We start from the raw sequence: 18,450 nt of genomic DNA, 5'->3' as shown, positions 1-18,450 counted from the left end.
CTTTTTTAGCTTGTTCCTTTTTTGCTTTTGCCTTAGCCTTCGCTTTTGCTTTAGCTGCTTTAAGTTTTGCCTTTTTCTTCGCCTTAAGCTTTGCTGCCTTTAACTTTGCTGCTTTTTTAGCTTGTTCTTTTTTTGCTTTTGCCTTAGCCTTCGCTTTTGCTTTAGCTGCTTTAAGTTTTGCCTTTTTCTTTGCTTTAAGCTTTGCTGCCTTTAACTTTGCTGCTTTTTTAGCTTGTTCCTTTTTAGATTTTGAATTATTCTTAGTCTTCGATTTTTTTTCTGATTTAACTATAGTTGTTTCTTCTAGAACAGCTTGATTTTTGTTTTTTTCGCTCATAATAAATTTTATTAATGTATTCTTAATGTTATCTCAATGTAAATTTAATGTTAACAAAAATATAAATAATAACTATTCTCCAATGTTAAATCTTCATTTCTAGTAAAAACTTAACATTGAAAAACAAAACACCATTCTAAATTACAATACTTAAAAATATGATTTACAAAACGTTACAAAACAACCATCAAGTAAATAGAAAAACAAGAAAAGACACTACAATCATTTTGTTTTTAATAAAAACTAAATTGCTTTTTGTACGAAAACAAAAAACAATTACCCATTATATCTTTATATTACTTAGAAGAAAATGTAAAAAACAAAAAGTATATTTGTTCGATGCTTTTTGAAGATATTTTAGGACAAACCCATATAAAAAACCACCTGACTCAAAGTGTGGATAATGGCAGAATAGCTCATGCTCAACTTTTTGTTGGTAAAGAAGGTTCTGGCACTTTGCCTATGGCCTTAGCTTATGCACAATATATTTTATGTACTAATTCTGGTGGCGAAAACAATACTGGAAATGAAACCTGTAATTTAAAATTTAAAAACTTTTCGCACCCCGATTTACATTTTGCTTTTCCTGTAACTACTAGCGACAAAGTAAAAAGTAAACCTGTTTCTAGTTTTTATCTAGAAGAATGGCGCCAACTTTTAAAGGAACAACCTTACGGAAACCTATTTGATTGGTATAAACTACTTGGGGTTGATAACAAACAAGGACAAATTGGTGTAGACGAAGCTCATGATATTGTTAAATCTCTTACATTAAAATCTTTTGAAGGTGGTTACAAAGTAATGCTTATTTGGATGGCCGAAAAAATGAATACGGCTTGCGCAAATAAACTATTAAAGCTTATTGAAGAACCACCAAATAAAACTATATTTTTATTAATTGCTGAAGATGAAGAGCAAATTATAAATACTATAAAATCGCGTTGCCAAATATTACATTTTCCGCCATTAGCCGAAAATGTTATTAAAGAAGCTTTAGTAAAACAATATAACGTTGATGTCGGTGCTGCTACAAAAATAGCCCATCAAGCCAACGGAAATTACAACAAAGCATGCGATTTAGTGTATCAAGACTCTGAAGATATACAATTTGAAACTTGGTTTATTTTCTGGATTCGTAGTGCTTTTAAAGCAAAAGGTAATAAAGCAGCTATTCACGATTTAATTTCGTGGAGTGAAGATATTGCAAAAACAGGACGCGAAACTCAAAAACAATTTCTTAATTTTTGTTTAGATTTTTTTCGCCAAGCTTTATTATTAAATTATAATGCTACCGACTTGGTATATTTAGAACCAAAAACCGAAAAATTTAAACTTGAAAATTTTGCTCCGTTTGTACACGGAAACAATATTATGGATATTAGTAACGAACTGCAAGATGCTATTTACCATATTGAGCGCAACGGAAACTCAAAAATAATTTTAACCGATTTATCTATAAAACTTACTCGGTTACTTCATAAAAAAGCAAATTAACAAACAAAACACTATAATTAAAGCTTTTAGAACCGTGAAATTCTTAGTTTTTGTTAATTACTGTTTCTTTACATTCTAATTAAAATCATCTTTAATTTTTTTCTTTCTTCCCATATTAAAAATTCCAATTTTTAAACCAGCACCAATAGAAAACCCGTTAAGGTTTCCTTCGTCGTATGGTAATACATCGTATTTGCTTGTAAATCGATATCTTATTCCTGTTTCAAATTGTGTATATCTAGAAAAATTATATAGTATATTTATTCCTGGCTCTACAACGAAAAACTCTTCAAGATCTTCTTCTCTTATATCATCATATTCGTCTGTAAAACTATTTCCAAAATACCCCAAAGCGCCTCCGCCTACCAATAAAGGAAACGATACACTTATAAAACGTTTTCCAAAAAGTATGGGCTCTAAATGAATACCAGCATAACCGCCAATTAATGCTATTTTATCGCCGTTAAAAAGATCTGGCCTATTGTTATTTCTTTCATTAAAAAAACCTGTAACACCAATACCAATTTCCATTTTTTGATTAGCTACATAGGCCAATTTAAAGTTTCCAAAAACAGCACCTTTTGTTCCTGGGGTATCTAACCTGCCGTAATGTAAATTAAAACCTAAATACACACCATGAACAACATTTTTTCTGTCATCAAACTGTATATAATCATCAGATTCTTGTTTTTGTGCTTGTAAACAGTTAGATATAACGATAACAAATATTAAAGTAATTGTTTTTTTCATTTTGGTAAGTTTATAATTCTTTAAAAATAATAACACCTTTATAGCCTGTAATATTAAAAACACCTTTAGTTTTTGTACCATACAAGGCTTGTATTTGCCGTATTTTATTTTTTTCGTCTAGCACTTTGCTTTTTATATTATGCATGGATTTTGGAATTCTTAAAACGCCTTGCTCTAGTTCTGCTTCAAAATTAAAATTGGTGTTTGAAATATTAATATAAACCTCTGAAGATTTTTGCTGAATATTAACTATTGGATTTTTTGTTTTAAAATTTAATACTCGTAATTCTGCTAAATATAGATTTAAATTAGCTTTGGTTGTTATGGTATTAAATACAATTTTTGAATACTTAACCTTACCAAAGGTGTTATTTGTTTTATTTATTACTAAATCGTCTTTATTAGAATTAATATCTAACTTTCCAACAGTATCTATTGCTATTGTTGAGCCTTCTGTTTCTAGTTTTAAAACGCTAGAGTAATTAAACGACACAGATGCATCTTTTGCTTTTATTTTAGTTTTGTTTAAAATATTAGCTCTTAACTTTCCGTATTTTACAGAAAGTGTAGATGTAGCAATACTATCGGTTAATCTTAAATCGCCATGTTCTACATCTGCGTTTAACTTACCATTCCACCCAGAAACTATAATATCTCCGTATTTATTAAGCACTTCTACATTTGCATATTTTGGTAGGTATACCGTATAATTAATACTTGTATTAGATTTTTCGTTTTTAAAAGGGTCTATTTTATTAATATACTTATTAAAAAATGATGTTTCTTTTTCTTCTATTTTAGATTTTACTATAACCTGAGATTTTGTACTTACTATATTAGATTTAATACGTTTTAAAAGATCATTAGCCTTTTCAATATTTTTACCTTTAACTTCAACCTTAATAAGTATTTTTATAGAGTCTTTATCCCATCCATTAATAAATACATCGCCATATTTATTATCTAAATAAAATGTTCCGTCATGAGAAAAAGCGTAGTTCTTTTTTATTTCTCGATTAACCTTATTTTGCCCTAAAACACTTATTGAAAACAAAATAAATACACCAAAAAGAAATTTTTTATAAAACAAGTTCTCCATCTTCAAAGCTATTTTTAATTGGATAAGATCGTTGTAACAAATCTTCCATAAGTTGTATTTTTTTTCTGTAATTGGTAATTATGGCTTCAATAATTTTCTCGTTATTAATGCCTAATTTAAGTTCTGCTTTAAGTTTGTTATATTCTATATCTAAATCGTCTACAAGCAATAAAAAATCGTCTTGATCTTCTTTTGATAATACCGAACTATTTTTAATTAATTGTATTTGATTATCAACAAGATGTTTATAATGGTTATTAATTTCGTATAGTTCTTGATTAACCATTTGGTTTTCTTGATTTTGATATGTATTTGTAACAAAGAATAAACTAAACACAACAAAAAGAATAATACTTGCAGCCACGCCAAACCCAATTTTTTTCCATAGAGGAATAACATTTATAGGTTTTTGTGGTAATTCTGAAACAATGTTACTCCACAATCTTAATTTATCTACCTCGTCCAAATCGTAATCGTCAAATTTGGTAGCATTTTGGTTTGTATATTTTTTTAGTTTGTCCATTTCATTCAATTCATTAATGCTATTAGCTTCTTTTTAGCTCTGTGATATTGAGATTTTGATGTAGATGTACTAATTCCTAATATGTCACTTATCTCAATATGGTCGTATCCTTCAATTAAATATAAATTTATAATTGTTTGATAGCCTTGTGGTAGTTGCTTTATAGCATTTTTAATACTACTTATGTCTAAACCTTCTTCTTTAACTTCTTCGGGTTCGGGTATCCAGTTTTTTTGTTCCTCTAAAGCTATTATTGGTATTCTTTTTATTTTTAAATGATTAATGCTTTTATTAATTACAATACGTTTTAACCATGAGCCAAATGTGCTTTCGTACCTAAAACTATCTAGATTTTTAAAAGCTTCTATAAAGCTTTCTTGTAAAATATCTTCGGCATCTTCCTTTGTTTTTACTATTCTAATACATACGTTAAACATAGCATTAACGTATAATGAATACAGCTTGTATTGTGTTTTACGGTCGCCCAATTTACTCCGCTCAACAAGGTCTTTATGTGTAAATACTACTGCGTTATTCACTTTGTTTTTAGGTTGATATCAAACTTTAAATTGGTTTCTAATTATTATAGACAATGTAAATTGTTAAAGGTTGCACTTAAACCATAATTATTTAAATATTGTTTATTGAAATGTGTACGTAACAGTATCAAATTCAGATAATCTAAAATACCCAAAAGCATAGTTTTCTGGTGTGTTTAGGTTAATACAGTTACCTTTAAGTTTACCTGGTATTGCGCTATATGGGTTTCCTCCGCTATCGTATTGTTCTATTAAAAGACTTATATAATTATCGTACTGTTTTGAAATTCCGTATAGTTTAATTTCTACAACATCTCCGGGGTTAAACTCTTCTTGGTCGTCTTCGGTGTCTCTATCTTTTTCAAAAAACTCTTCAATTTCATTTCCGTTTACAAATTCGTCTGGAAAATCTTCATAAATAGGAAATAAATCGCCCTGTTCTATAAACCTAATTAAATAATAGTTTTCTTCATCCTCAGGATCGTCCCAATAGATTGAAACATCTAATACTTCATCGTCAAACCCGCCTTCTAAAGACTGTTCTACGCGTTTAATTGGCGATACCGATTTAAATGTTTCTGAAGCGCTATAGGTTTCATTATTATATACCACTTCTAGAGTATAACTATTGTTTATTACTGGAATAAAGTTTGAAACGGTATAAGTACCATCGTTTTGGTCTGTAAAAATATATTCTGCATTACTGTTGTTATTTATAACTTTTACAGAAGCTCCTGTTACAATACTATTTGTATTGTTTTCAAAATATGGTGTTGAAGTACTTAATTTTATGGTTTGATTGTTGCCTGCTGTGCCTTTTTGCCAATCTAAAGATGCTTCTATTACTAATCTGGGCTTTGCTGATGGGACTGATACATCTATAACATCTGTACAAGATGTAAACCCAATAAGACATAAGATTAAAAATGATTTTATATATGTTTTCATGATATTAAAATTTAAAGTTATAGGTTATTGATGGAATGATGCCAAAAATGGCTGTTCTTGAGGCTTCGTTTACACCTGTTTCGTCGTTTTGTTGAAATGAAATAGACGCTGCATTTTTTCTATTATAAGCATTGTAAACTCCAAAAACCCACTCGCCTTGCCACTTCCTGTTTGCATTCTTTTTAGGGTTGTATGTTGCAGATAAATCTAAACGATGGTATGCTGGTAATCGGCTTTTATTTCTGTCGGAAAAACTAGCTATTGATAAGCCTTCGTATTGATATTGCCCATCTGGATAGGTTACTGGTCGTCCGGTTTGAAATACTGCATTAGCACTAAAATTCCATCGGTCATTTAATTTATATGCGCCTGTTATTGAAACATCATGAGTTCTATCGTATGGAGTGTTATACCATTTACCATCATTAATCCCTAAGCCTCCAGCTATACCGCCCGGTGTTCTTTGTTCGGATTTTGAAAGTGTATAGGCCAACCACCCTGTAAAACGTCCTTTGTTTTTTCTAAATAAAAACTCTAAACCATAAGCTCTAGCTTCTCCATTTAAAATTTCGGTTTCAATAGTATTTGTTCCTATTAAATCGGATCCATCTACATAATCAATTCTATTATCAATAGTTTTATAATAGCCTTCTACTTCTAACGAATATTTACTGTCTTTTAAGTTTTTATAATAGCCTAATGCGTATTGATTTGCTTTTTGCGGTTTTATATACTTGCCACTTGGTGTCCAAACATCTACAGGTGTAACAGCTGTAGTGTTAGATAACAAATGCATGTATTGGGTTGTTTTTGTATAGCTTGCTTTTATTGAAGACGACTCGTTTAATTGATAAGAAAGCCCAAATCGAGGTTCTAAGTTATTAAACGTTTCTATGCTTTCGTTTTTCTTAAAAAATGTTTCGTTTGTTTCTTCTCCTTCTTCGTATACGCCAGTTTCGTTATTGTAAACAACTGGCATGTTATTTACATAGCTCATTATATTTTGTCCTCCTAATCTATTAAAACGGCTGTACCTTAAACCATAGTTTAATGCCAATTTATTTGTAAGTTGGTGTTCTGCACTTATGTATAATCCGCTTTCGAAAGCACGTTTTTGCTCTAGTTTTAAATAGTTTACTGGCGATGTATTTGATGTTGGTTTTACCTCTCCAGGGTTTAAGTTATGAAGTATACCACTTAGCCCAAAATCTATTTTAAGCTTATCGTTTAAATAATAGCCAAAATCGTATTTTATATTATAATTTTTAATATCTGCTATCCAATCGAGCTCAATAAAATCTAACACAATTCGGTAATCGTATTTACTGTATATAAGAGAAAGGTTTGAGAATAGTTTATCGTTAAAAATATGGTTCCACCTTAAATTACCAGATGCATTACCATATTTGTTTTTTACAATGTTAGATAAATCAAATTCATCTCTACCAAAATAACCAGACAAATACACGCGATTGTTTTTATTAATCTCGTAATTGGTTTTAAGGTTTAAATCGTAAAAAGAAATTTTATCGTCTTTAACCTGCTCTATTCCTTTCATTAATAGGTGTGCATACGATGAGCGACCTGCAATTAAAAAAGAGCCTTTTTCTTTAAATAATGGAGCTTCGGCGGTTAACCTGCTTGAAATTAAACCAACGCCTCCGCTAAGTGCAAACTCTTTACTATTTCCGTCTTTTTGGTGCACATCTAGAACCGATGATACACGACCTCCAAAATTTGCTGGTATATCTCCTTTATAAAGTTTTATATTTTTTATGGCATCGTTATTAAATACAGAAAAGAATCCAAAAAAATGAGAAGTGTTATAAATTATAGCTTCATCAAGTAATACTAAATTTTGATCTACAGCGCCGCCTCTAACATTAAAACCACCAGTTCCTTCTCCGCTATTAGTTATTCCTGGTAGCATTTGTATAGATTTAATAACATCTACTTCGCCTAAAACTGCTGGTATTTGTTTAATTGTGGCTGCATTTAGTTTAGACACACTCATTTGAGGTTTTCTAAGGCTTATACGTTCTGGCTCTTCGGCAGTTATAACAACCTCGTCTAACTGTTCTGAAGTTTCTGTAAGTTCAAAATCTATAATTAAATCTGCTTTTAAAGTTATGGTTTTAGATACTTCTTGATATCCCATATACGATACAATTAAGGTATATGTGCCTTCTTGAGCTGTTAGCGAATAAAAACCATAAGGGTTTGTAATAGAACCATTTGTGGTTCCTTTTAAAAATACGGTAGCTCCAAGTAGAGTTTCTCCGTTGTTTGAGTCTTTAACTGTGCCCCGAATACTATATTCTTGGGCTGTTAATAGTGTACTAATTAAAAGGCAAAAACCTAATAGTAAGTGTTTCATGTTAACTTGTTTGTTTTTTGATTAATGATATTATACCTATAGACATCTCATTTTCTATAGGGTTGCATTACAACACAAATTAAGTTTGATTATTATTAATAATCTTTTGAAATAATTGACTTTGGAGCGGAATTAATTTTTTTGGAGTGAAATTAAGCTCAATTTGTAAATACATCTGTTATTTTAGTTAAATACGGTTTTGAAATAGGCACCATAATATGGTCTGAAAAACTCATAACTAATACAGATTTACCTTCTTTTTTAGATTTATGCTTTACGTTAAGTAAATTAACAGCATACGATCTGTGACATTGTTGTATAGGGAAGGTTTCAACTTGATTTAAAAAGTTTTTCATTCTATTTCTTATAATGTGTTTTTTAATTTTATTTTCTTTTATATAGTGAATCAAAATGTATTGATTGCTTGATTCGGCATACAAAAAGTCATTTAAGCTTAGAGAAAAATCTATATTATTATTTTCATCTTTAAGTTTAAGAATTTTAGTTTTTTTAGTAGGATTAAACTTACTTTTAAATTGCTTTAATTGATCTTCTAATTCGTTTATTTCAAAATTTAAACTTTTTATTAAAACATAAATAATACTTCCAATAAAAGGGAACACTAAAACAATAATAACTTTAAAAAATATTTTAATCTGAAAACCTAAATTAAGTTCCTTTTCAAAATCGTTACCTAAGTCTGGAATAATAAAAGAAAAAGCAAAACTTAAAAGGGTTAATCCTAACGCTTCTAAGAAAAACCAAAACATATACTTTTTTACATTAACTTGACTAAAACCAAACCATTTTCTGGCAAAAAACTGCGAAAACGTAAGTATTATAAATGTATTTAATCCAACAGATACAAAAAAAAGCACTATGTTTTTTAACGGATTTATAGGGCTTGCAACCTCTTCAGATAAACCATAAGGCTGAAATAATGCCAAAAAAACCAATGCAAAAATGGTAGCGCTTAAAACATAAATCCATTTATTTTTTCGAGTATCGAAATAATTAAACGGTTGCTCTAAAAATATTTTTAAGTTCATCTATTTACTTTCTAAATTAAAAAAATAAAACCTTGCTAAATTTAATTAACAAGGTTTTAAGTTTTATAGTAAGAGTTTTAAAATTACTCCTTTTTATATTTAGCATTTAATGCCTCTAAAATGGTTTTTGTTAAATCGCTTTGCTCTGTACCATACATAACTGTTGCAGCTGCATCACTAGTACCAAGAATAAAATTATACCCGTTAGATTTACCATAATCTTTAACAAAGGCTTTTACATTACCAATTACAGAGTCTATTTCAGTTTGAAATGCTTGAGTTAATTGTTGTTGTTCAATTTGCATTTGCTGTTGTAATTGTTGTTGCTTTTGTTGTAAACCCGTCATTAATTGTTCGGCTTTTTTTCTATTGCTTCTAGCTAATCGTTGTGCTTCAGCTTGACCTTTTTGTGCTTCGGCCTGGAATGCTTGACTAATACTATCTGCTCGTTTTCTAAAAGCTTCTTCTTTAACTTGAAATTTAGCTTCTACATCTTTTTTTTCTTGGTAATCGTTAATTACAGTTCCGTTATCTATAAAACCTATTTTATTAGGTTTTTCACATGAAGCAAAAATCATGCTTGCTAATACTACATAAATTATATTTTTCATCTGTTTTTATTTTATTGGTTGATTTAATTTTTAATCCGAACAAAAATAACAAAGTAAGTTAAATACCGATGCGGAATTGGTTTGAATTTAACTTATAAATAAAATTTATAATATCACAAAAACGCAATAGTAGTTTTTTATTAAAAAAGAAGTCAAATTAAGCGTTTTAAGACACTTTAAAAAAAGTACAATAAGTTTGTTTGTTTAGCCAATAAAACAAACACTAAAGCACTTAAAAATTAGTTTTTACAATTTTTAATCACATAAATCAATGAAGAAGCCTCTTTTGATTGTAATGCTTTAAAATTTGAAATTAAACCAATAAAAAAACCTTTAACAGCATTCATTTTACCAGTCTTATATTTTTCTGAAAGCATACTTACATAAAACGAATCGAACCACATAGGTTTAATCTTTATTATTTTAAAAGATTGTTTTGAAACTAAATTAGAAATAGACTCTTTATTAAAATGCCAAAGATGTCTTGGCACATCAAAAGCAGCCCAAAAATGTTTGTAATATTTAGCATCGTAACTTTTATAATTAGGTACTGCAATTACTAATATGCCATTTGGTTTTAAAATTTTTTTAAAAACCTGTATATGCTGCTCTAAGTTTGGTAAATGTTCTAAAACATGCCAAAGTGTTATTACATTAAAAGTATTTTCTTCAAAACTTAATAATTGTTTTGTATTAAAAACAGCATTTTTTGTTTTGCAATTTGCAATTTCTCTTGCTTTTTGGTTTGGTTCTATTCCTGAAATGTTCCAATTATTTTTTAACGCGGTTTGTAAAAAATCGCCTGTCCCACATCCAACATCTAAAAGTTTCTTTTCATTTGAAGAAAAAGAATTTATTAAACCCAATTTTTTCTTTAAAGAAAAAGCCCTAATTAAATGATAGATGTTTTCGAATAAATTTCTTTTAGAATCTGTATGCGATATATAATCTTCACTTTTGTAATATTCTGGTAATTTATCAGAACTAGGTTGAGGCGTAGTTTGTAAAAACCCATAATCTGAATTAAGAATTAAATTAAAATCTTCTCCAGAAACAGAATAATCTTTTACTTTTAAATATATATGATTTTTATTTTGCACAGGCACTAAAACTAACAATAAATTAAATTAACCGAAAAGGTTGTATAGACAAAAAAAGATGATTAAAAAAACGTTCCACGTGGAACGTTGTAAAAAACTATTAAATTATCGACCCATATAAACTAACAAAACAGAAATATCGTTTGGCGAAACACCACTAATTCGTGATGCCTGAGACACGGTTGTTGGTTGTATATTTTTTAACTTTTCACGCGCTTCAAAACTCATAGATTTAATTTGAGAGTAATCAAAATTAGGTGGAATTTTTACATACTCTAGCCTAGAAAGTTTATCTGCATTGTTTTTCTCTTTAGCAATATAACCGGCATATTTAACTTGAATTTCTGCTTGCTCTATAATTTCTCTATCTAAATTATTATCTTTAATATACGCCTCGACACTATTAACTTTTCTAATATCTTCCATGTCAATATTTGGTCTAGCAAAAACCTTAAAAAGCTTTCCTGATTGCTTAACTGGCGATGAATTTTTACATTCTAAAATTGGGTTTATCTCTTCTGGTTTTACACTTTGGTTTTCAAAAAAGGAAACAAATTTTGAAGCCGACTCATGTTTTTGCTCCATTCGATTTAAGCGTTTTTCCGAAGCCAAACCAAGCTGATGACCTTTAGGTGTTAATCGTAAATCTGCATTATCTTGTCGCAACAACGTTCTATATTCTGCTCTAGATGTAAACATTCTATATGGCTCTTCTGTGCCTTTTGTAATTAAATCGTCTATTAAAACACCAATATAAGCCTCATCTCTTTTTAAGGTAAAAGGTTCCTTTTCTTGAACTTTTAAACTGGCATTTATTCCAGCCATTAAACCTTGAGAAGCCGCTTCTTCATAACCCGTTGTTCCGTTAATTTGACCTGCAAAGTACAAACCATCTACAAGCTTAGTTTCTAAAGTGTGCTTTAATTGAGTTGGCGGAAAATAATCATATTCTATAGCATAACCTGGCCTGAAAAACTTCACATTTTCAAAACCAACTACAGAACGTAAGGCCTTAAATTGCACATCTTCTGGCAAGGATGTAGAAAAACCATTAACATAAACTTCGCATGTATTCCAGCCTTCTGGTTCAATAAACAATTGATGTTTATCCTTATCTGCAAAACGATTAATTTTATCTTCTATTGAAGGACAATATCTAGGTCCTAAACTTTTTATTCTGCCGTTAAACATAGGCGACCTATCAAACCCTTCTCTTAGCAAGTCATGAACCAAACTACTTGTATAAGTCATATAACAAGACCGCTGTTTTTCTAGTGGCTTTGTAACATCTAAATAAGAGAATTTTTCTGGATTAGAATCGCCTGGTTGTTCTGTCATTTTTGAATAATCCAAAGATCTACCGTCTACTCTTGGCGGTGTTCCTGTTTTCATTCTACCAGAATTAAAACCTAAATCTACAAGTTGTTCTGTTATACCTGTAGCTGCTTTTTCTCCTGCCCTTCCGCCTCCAAAATTTTTATCACCTATATGGATTAATCCATTTAAAAAAGTACCGTTGGTTAAGACAACTGATTTAGCTTTTATCTCAATTCCTAAAGATGTTTTAACACCAACAACTTTATGATTTTTAACTAACAAACCAGAAACCATCTCTTGATAAAAATCAAGATTAGGCGTACCTTCAAGCAACATTCTCCAATCTTCTGCAAAACGCATTCGATCGCTTTGCACACGAGGACTCCACATAGCTGGTCCTTTAGATTTATTAAGCATTTTAAACTGAATAGCCGAAGTATCTGAAACAATACCACTATAACCACCTAACGCATCAATTTCGCGCACAATTTGCCCTTTGGCTATACCTCCCATAGCTGGATTACAAGACATTTGAGCAATGTTTTGCAGGTTCATGGTAACTAGTAATGTTTTACTCCCCATATTGGCAGCAGCCGCTGCAGCTTCACTTCCTGCATGTCCTGCACCTACAACTATAACATCGTAAACTTCATTAAACATAATTAGTTATTTTCTATTCATAAATAAAACGTTCCACGTGGAACACTTAAAAAATTTAAGTTTGCAAATATACGTTGAATACTTTAATCTTATTGTAATTGACTTAAGTAGTAATCTTCTTTTTCTCGCATTAATTTAGCATCCGTTTCGGTTTTGTCTTTATAACCACAGTAATGCAAAACACCATGTATAATGACACGATTAAGCTCTTCATTAAATACAACATTAAAATCTTTGGCATTATCTTTAACACGTTCAATAGAAATAAAAATATCACCTTGTATAATTTTTCCTATTGAATAATCGAAACTTATAATATCGGTTAATGTGTCATGATTAAGAAATTCTACGTTGAGCTTGTGCAAATAATCATCATCACAAAACACATAATTAATTTCTTCTAGTTGATGCTTTTCAGAATTTATAGCGCTTATAATCCATGATGAAATAAGTTGTTCATCTGATAAATGAAACTCTGTTTCGTAGTTAAAATTAATCATTTTCCTGCTTAAAATATTCTTGAACTTTTATTTTATAAACTTGATGCAAAGGTAAAGCTTGTCTGTTTAATATTTCTGTAGTTTGAAAATATTGTTTGGCTGTTGGAATTTGATTATTAGAATTATTATTAAAATTATTATTATTTGTTGAAGATTCACGTTTGTTATCTTCTCCTTGCTGAAAGGTGGCGTTTTCTAATTTTAATAATTGGTGTTTTAACTCCATCATTTTAGCTAATGTTTGTTGCGTAAAGCCTTTATTAAGTAGATCTAATTCAACATCCTCCATATGCCTTACCAAAGCATCAGCTTTTCCTGAATGTCCTTCTTTAGCTATTTTATCCTGTAACGCTTGTCGTAGCTTTTGTTGCTCTTGGTAAATTTTAAACAATAAAGCATCTTTATAATCATTTAAACCATCGGCATCTTCATTTGGTGTTTCTCCATCTTTTCCGTGTTTATTGTCTTTTTTACTGCCTTCATTTCCATTACCACCATGCTCACCCTCTTTAGGCTTCTCTCCTGCCTTAATATCTTCTTTACCTTCTCCTTGCTTGTTACTTTTAGTACCTTTATTAGGCTTGCCACTATCTCCCTTTTTTAATCCCTCTTGCATCATTTTATTAAGCTCTTCTTGACTCATAATAATATCTGGTAGTTGCATATCGCCTTGCCCACCTTTTCCAGCAGACATGCTCATGCTTTCTTGCATATTATCTAAAACATCACTTAAAAAATCTGCTAAATTATTGGCGGCAGTTACTGCAAATTGTTGATTAGAAACGCCTTGATAAACTTGATTTTCGGCTAGTAAGCTTAGAGCTTTATCGATATTATAATATACTTCTGTAATTTCGTTATTAACTTGTTCAGACAATTTTGGCTGACGTAATGAAAGTGCAAATAAGCTATCGTCTATATGCTCGAAATGCTCACGTAAGTTGTGTTGCTTTTTTAAATATGTTGCATACTTATTATGATCTGCTTGTATACCATTAAATTGATTCATTAAAAATTCTTGATCGAATGAAAACAATACAAGGTTGTCTAATATTTGCCTAAGCGTTTCAGAGTCTTCTTGCATTTGGTCTCCTCCAGCAGATTGCATGGCGCTTTTCATACTAGCACTCATTTGTTTCATTTTTTTTGCCGCCTTTTTTTGGCTTTTTTTAGCATTACTAAGCTTATCATTTTTAGTGTTTTTCTGCTCTTCTTCATTACCAGATAGCTCATTCTTTTTTAACTCATTAAATGCATTTTGTTGCTCTTTATCAACTTCTTGCTCATCTAACTTATCTCGAGGAATTTCAATTGGTTTTTTAAGTTGCTTACTTTCTTTTTCTAAGTCTTCTAGTTCTTTTTTATAATTAGCAAAGTTTTTGTTTAACGTATCTTGCTTGTCTGTAGTGTTTTCTTTATCTGGCTTGTTAGATAATTGCTCTTGCTGTTCGGCAAGTTTTAGCAAGTCGTCTTGCAATCGCTCTAACTTCTTCTCGACATAAAAACGCTTTGTAAGTTCTAACAATTGTTGTAAACTACGTTTCTTATTTTTATTTTGTTTAGCTAATTCGTCTAATTTTTGAATTAAACTTTCGTTCTTAATTTTTTCCTGAAGTTTCTCTATGTCTTTTAAAAGCTTTTCGTCTTTTTTAAGTTTATCTTCATTATCCTTTAAACGCTTCTTTAACTCTTCCTTATAATTATCTGTTTTAGGGTTTTCTTTTTGAAATTCTTCTAAATTATCTTTTAATTTTTTGTTGAAGTTTTTCATCATTTCGTCTTGCTGTTTTTGACGTTTAAAAAATGATTCTAACTTTTTCTTATCATTAAAGTTTAGATTGCTTTTTTCCTTTTGCGTTTTTGTTAATTCTTGTAAATTTTTGTCTTGTTGCTCAAACCGTTCTAACGATTTATTTAAATCTTTAATGGTTTTACTTTGTTCTTCTAAACGCTTCTGGCTTTCTTCTTGTTCGGTGCGTTTTCTATAAGTAAACACATTGCTTTTTGAGCTTTTAAATTTGTTAACAACGTCATTATCAAATACTTGAAAATATAATTCGTAAGGAACGCCAGTTGAAACATCTAAATTATTAGGGAATGCGCTAATAAAATCTGCTATATTAGATTTAGAAATAGGTATTAGCTCAATTTTTTTATCCTTTTCTTGACCAACAGGATAATACACAAGTTGTAGTTTAGACAAACCATAATCGTCACTAACTTGGCCGTAAAAATATAGTGTTTGCAAATCTAAACTATCGGTTTTAACTTTTAAATTAATGGCAGGAAATTTGTCTTTAACCACATTAATACTAAAAGCTAAATTTTCGTAGTTTTTTAAACTTTTATTACTTGTGCTTAATGTGTAATCTAAATTTTTAAAAACACGCTTAGATACTTTAAAAAAGCCATTATTATGTTTAGAAAACGCTAATGTATCTTGAGCATAAAAATGAACACTATCTGTAGCTTTAGTATGTAATTGCCATTTAATTATAGTACCCTCTGGAACTGTAGCGTTACCTGTACTGTTTAACGTTTTATTGGTTTTATTGGTATACTTAGGGAAATCTAAAATCATATCGAAACTTAATAACGAAGGCGTTTCTGTTACCTTAACAGTATAAGGTTTAGAAACCACGTTATTGGCTGTTAATTGAAACGTGATAGACAATTTTGGTTGCACAAATACATACTCGAACTCGCCCAACCCCTTTTGTTGCAAATAATAGGTTTCGTTATTATAAGTTATTTGAACATTTTCTGGAATAACCTCTCCTACTGTTTTTACTAGTAATTTATAATTAGAGTTTTCAATAGCATTTAAATTTTCATTAACAACAAAAAACTGAAATGGTGCTGGTGGCTCATAAGCTGTTTTATAATGCACAACGCGTGTATAACTATCGCTAAACCAATTAAAATTTCCAGATATAAAAATTAAAAGTAAAATAACAATAGGTATAGCAGCATATTTTAAATACCTTAAATTATTACTAAAATTAATAGCTAATTTAAACGGTATAGGTTTTAACTCTGAAGATTTTTGGTTAATACTTGCTAGCAATAACTCAGATTTAGAGTTGCTATCATTAAGCTGCAATACATTTAGTAATTTATCATTTACTTCTGGAAAATGTATACCTATAATTTTTGATGCCTTTTCGTAATCTATTCCTTTTTTAAACTTAAATAATTTGGCTAAAGGAATAAAAATAAACTTAATAAGCAACCCTATTTCTACACCAATAAACAGCCAGAACAAAATTGTTCTAAATGTTGTATTTAACCATAAAATGTGCTCTATAAAAAGTGTAAACAAAAAATAAAGCAAACCAATAGCAAAAAACAAAATAGTTCCTTTAAGCAACTCGTTAGTATAATAACGTTTAATAAAAGCTTCTAATTTGTTTTGTATGTCTTTAAAATTATTCATGATTTGCATAAAGTACGTGGCAACCAGTAATTAACTTACTAAACTACAATTTTATTTTTTACGGTGTTTATAATTATCTGTTAATTGTATCTTTGCAACAAATTCCAGAAACAAGCTATTTGTTACACTAAAAGTGTTTACAAAGGTTAATATTTAAATGGAAAACACATAAACTGTAATTATAAAAGATGACCAAAAATGTTCGTGTGCGTTTTGCACCTAGCCCAACAGGACCATTACACATAGGTGGTGTTCGTACTGCATTGTTTAACTATTTATTTGCTAAAAAACATGGCGGAACTTTTGTTTTAAGAATTGAAGATACTGACCAAAACCGTTATGTAGAAGGCGCAGAACAATACATTATTAATGCATTAAACTGGTGTGGAATGCCCTTTGATGAAGGTCCTGGTAAAAATGAAAAATTTGGCCCTTACCGACAAAGCGAACGTAAACCATTATACAAACAATATGCCGATAACTTAATTGCATCGGGCAATGCATATTATGCTTTTGATACTGCTGAAGAGTTGGATAACCACAGAAAAGATCATGAATCTAAAGGCAAAACCTTTATTTACAATTGGCATAACAGACTAAAATTAAACAACTCTTTATCGCTTAGTACAGAAGAGGTTAAAGCCAAATTAGAAGCAGGAATTGATTATGTAATTCGTTTTAAAAGCCCTCAAGACGAAACCTTACATTTAACCGATATTATTCGTGGCGACATTAAAATAGACACCAATATTTTAGACGATAAAGTACTATTTAAAAGCGATGGCATGCCAACATACCATTTAGCCAATATAGTTGATGACCACTTAATGCAAATAACACACGTAATACGTGGCGAAGAGTGGTTGCCATCTTTAGCATTACACTATCAACTATACCAAGCCTTTGGTTGGGATGCTCCAGAATTTGCACATTTGCCACTTATTTTAAAACCAACAGGAAAAGGTAAATTAAGTAAACGCGATGGCGATAAATTAGGCTTTCCAGTATTTCCTTTACAATGGACAGACCCAAAAACAAACGACATTTCTCGTGGTTATAAAGAAGATGGTTATTTTCCCGAAGCCATGGTTAACTTCTTAGCCTTTTTAGGGTGGAACCCAGGTACAGAACAAGAAATTTTTACCCTTAATCAGCTTATTGAAGCTTTCGATTTAAAAAAAGTAAACAAATCTGGTGCACGCTTCGATCCAGATAAAACCAAATGGTTTAACCACCATTATATGCAAGAACAATTTAATGATGATTTAGCTGTAGCTTTTAAAAACCAACATGAAGCATTGGCCGAAATCGATATTAATTACATCGCTATGGTTATTAATCTAGTAAAAGAACGCGCTACATTTGTATCAGATTTTTGGGATTTAACCCACTACTTCTTTAACGCACCCGTATCGTATGATGAAAAAGCATCAAAAAAAGCATTTAAAGACGGCACAAAAGACATACTAACAGAAGTTATTTCTATAATAAATACCATTGAAGATTTTAGCGTAGAAAACTTACAAACAGAAATTAAAAGCTGGATAACAAACAACAATATTGGTTTTGGTAAAGTTATGATGCCTTTACGCTTAACTCTAGTTGGTGCTTTACAAGGCCCTGATGTTTTTGATATTATGTATATGATAGGAAAAAACGAATCGATTAAACGTATTGAAACTGTAATAAAAACATTATAATATTCTTTTT

15 protein-coding genes are annotated in these 18,450 nt (G+C 30.2%); 2 read left to right on the top strand and 13 right to left on the bottom strand.

What is annotated here, in order from left to right; genetic code table 11:
* Window positions 1–337: hypothetical protein (locus ACNG5D_RS12105; RefSeq protein WP_418183781.1), on the bottom strand; the 337-nt coding region annotated here is incomplete at its 3' end.
* A 339-nt stretch (window positions 338–676) separates the two neighbouring features.
* Between ACNG5D_RS12105 and ACNG5D_RS12100 the strand changes: the two genes are divergently transcribed.
* Window positions 677–1,831, top strand: coding sequence for a DNA polymerase III subunit (locus ACNG5D_RS12100; protein ID WP_418183789.1), 1,155 nt, complete (start codon window positions 677–679; stop codon window positions 1,829–1,831).
* Window positions 1,832–1,906: 75 nt separating this feature from the next.
* Here the strand turns inward: ACNG5D_RS12100 and ACNG5D_RS12095 are convergent, their stop codons facing one another.
* From ACNG5D_RS12095 to ACNG5D_RS12040, 12 genes are all read right to left on the bottom strand, one after another.
* The gene (locus tag ACNG5D_RS12095; protein WP_418183780.1) at window positions 1,907–2,581 is read right to left on the bottom strand and encodes a hypothetical protein; all 675 of its coding nucleotides are present in this window, start codon (window positions 2,579–2,581) and stop codon (window positions 1,907–1,909) included.
* Window positions 2,582–2,591: 10 nt separating this feature from the next.
* A complete protein-coding gene (locus ACNG5D_RS12090; RefSeq protein ID WP_418183779.1) occupies window positions 2,592–3,680 on the bottom strand; it encodes a hypothetical protein in 1,089 nt (362 codons plus the stop codon).
* Window positions 3,661–4,203, bottom strand: a complete 543-nt coding sequence (locus ACNG5D_RS12085) for a hypothetical protein (RefSeq protein WP_418183778.1) — start codon at window positions 4,201–4,203, stop codon at window positions 3,661–3,663. Before ACNG5D_RS12085 ends, ACNG5D_RS12090 begins: the two co-directional genes overlap by 20 nt.
* A 5-nt stretch (window positions 4,204–4,208) precedes the next feature.
* A complete protein-coding gene (locus tag ACNG5D_RS12080) occupies window positions 4,209–4,742 on the bottom strand; it encodes an RNA polymerase sigma factor (protein ID WP_418183777.1) in 534 nt (177 codons plus the stop codon).
* Between the two features lie 102 nt (window positions 4,743–4,844).
* Entirely contained in the window at window positions 4,845–5,690 is an 846-nt protein-coding gene (locus tag ACNG5D_RS12075) for a DUF4249 domain-containing protein (protein WP_418183776.1), read from the bottom strand.
* Window positions 5,691–5,694: 4 nt separating this feature from the next.
* The gene (locus ACNG5D_RS12070) at window positions 5,695–8,067 is read right to left on the bottom strand and encodes a TonB-dependent receptor (RefSeq protein WP_418183775.1); all 2,373 of its coding nucleotides are present in this window, start codon (window positions 8,065–8,067) and stop codon (window positions 5,695–5,697) included.
* Between the two features lie 158 nt (window positions 8,068–8,225).
* Complete coding sequence (locus ACNG5D_RS12065; RefSeq protein WP_418183774.1) at window positions 8,226–9,116, bottom strand: LytTR family DNA-binding domain-containing protein; 891 nt, start codon at window positions 9,114–9,116, stop codon at window positions 8,226–8,228.
* An 83-nt stretch (window positions 9,117–9,199) separates the two neighbouring features.
* Window positions 9,200–9,727 (bottom strand): OmpH/Skp family outer membrane protein, encoded by a 528-nt coding sequence (locus tag ACNG5D_RS12060; RefSeq protein ID WP_418183773.1) that lies wholly within the window; start codon window positions 9,725–9,727, stop codon window positions 9,200–9,202.
* A 239-nt stretch (window positions 9,728–9,966) separates the two neighbouring features.
* Window positions 9,967–10,827, bottom strand: coding sequence for a class I SAM-dependent methyltransferase (locus ACNG5D_RS12055; RefSeq protein WP_418183772.1), 861 nt, complete (start codon window positions 10,825–10,827; stop codon window positions 9,967–9,969).
* Between the two features lie 105 nt (window positions 10,828–10,932).
* Window positions 10,933–12,804 (bottom strand): tRNA uridine-5-carboxymethylaminomethyl(34) synthesis enzyme MnmG, encoded by a 1,872-nt coding sequence (mnmG, locus tag ACNG5D_RS12050; protein WP_418183771.1) that lies wholly within the window; start codon window positions 12,802–12,804, stop codon window positions 10,933–10,935.
* 89 nt (window positions 12,805–12,893) lie between these two features.
* Entirely contained in the window at window positions 12,894–13,304 is a 411-nt protein-coding gene (gene ybeY, locus ACNG5D_RS12045) for an rRNA maturation RNase YbeY (RefSeq protein ID WP_418183770.1), read from the bottom strand.
* Window positions 13,297–16,740, bottom strand: a complete 3,444-nt coding sequence (locus ACNG5D_RS12040; RefSeq protein ID WP_418183769.1) for a DUF4175 family protein — start codon at window positions 16,738–16,740, stop codon at window positions 13,297–13,299. Before ACNG5D_RS12040 ends, ybeY begins: the two co-directional genes overlap by 8 nt.
* A gap of 188 nt (window positions 16,741–16,928) precedes the next feature.
* Between ACNG5D_RS12040 and gltX the strand changes: the two genes are divergently transcribed.
* Window positions 16,929–18,440 carry a glutamate--tRNA ligase gene (gene gltX / locus ACNG5D_RS12035; protein ID WP_418183768.1) on the top strand — a complete coding sequence of 504 codons (1,512 nt, stop codon included), beginning with the start codon at window positions 16,929–16,931 and terminating at the stop codon, window positions 18,438–18,440.
* The last annotated feature ends 10 nt before the right edge of the window (window positions 18,441–18,450 follow it).

It is taken from the genome of Algibacter ulvanivorans (genome assembly GCF_048381495.1).
GTDB classification, from domain to species: domain Bacteria; phylum Bacteroidota; class Bacteroidia; order Flavobacteriales; family Flavobacteriaceae; genus Algibacter_B; species Algibacter_B ulvanivorans.
Note: the sequence above shows the minus strand (reverse complement) of the source record. Positions and strands in the feature narration are given on the sequence as shown.

Coding starts and splice junctions, on each gene's coding strand:
- ACNG5D_RS12070 (WP_418183775.1), bottom strand. CDS start 8,067: ATGAAACACTTACTATTAGGTTTTTGCCTTTTAATTAGTACACTATTA.
- ACNG5D_RS12065 (WP_418183774.1), bottom strand. CDS start 9,116: ATGAACTTAAAAATATTTTTAGAGCAACCGTTTAATTATTTCGATACT.
- ACNG5D_RS12085 (WP_418183778.1), bottom strand. CDS start 4,203: ATGGACAAACTAAAAAAATATACAAACCAAAATGCTACCAAATTTGAC.
- mnmG (WP_418183771.1), bottom strand. CDS start 12,804: ATGTTTAATGAAGTTTACGATGTTATAGTTGTAGGTGCAGGACATGCA.
- ACNG5D_RS12060 (WP_418183773.1), bottom strand. CDS start 9,727: ATGAAAAATATAATTTATGTAGTATTAGCAAGCATGATTTTTGCTTCA.
- gltX (WP_418183768.1), top strand. CDS start 16,929: ATGACCAAAAATGTTCGTGTGCGTTTTGCACCTAGCCCAACAGGACCA.
- ACNG5D_RS12100 (WP_418183789.1), top strand. CDS start 677: ATGCTTTTTGAAGATATTTTAGGACAAACCCATATAAAAAACCACCTG.
- ACNG5D_RS12095 (WP_418183780.1), bottom strand. CDS start 2,581: ATGAAAAAAACAATTACTTTAATATTTGTTATCGTTATATCTAACTGT.
- ACNG5D_RS12040 (WP_418183769.1), bottom strand. CDS start 16,740: ATGAATAATTTTAAAGACATACAAAACAAATTAGAAGCTTTTATTAAA.
- ACNG5D_RS12090 (WP_418183779.1), bottom strand. CDS start 3,680: ATGGAGAACTTGTTTTATAAAAAATTTCTTTTTGGTGTATTTATTTTG.
- ybeY (WP_418183770.1), bottom strand. CDS start 13,304: ATGATTAATTTTAACTACGAAACAGAGTTTCATTTATCAGATGAACAA.
- ACNG5D_RS12075 (WP_418183776.1), bottom strand. CDS start 5,690: ATGAAAACATATATAAAATCATTTTTAATCTTATGTCTTATTGGGTTT.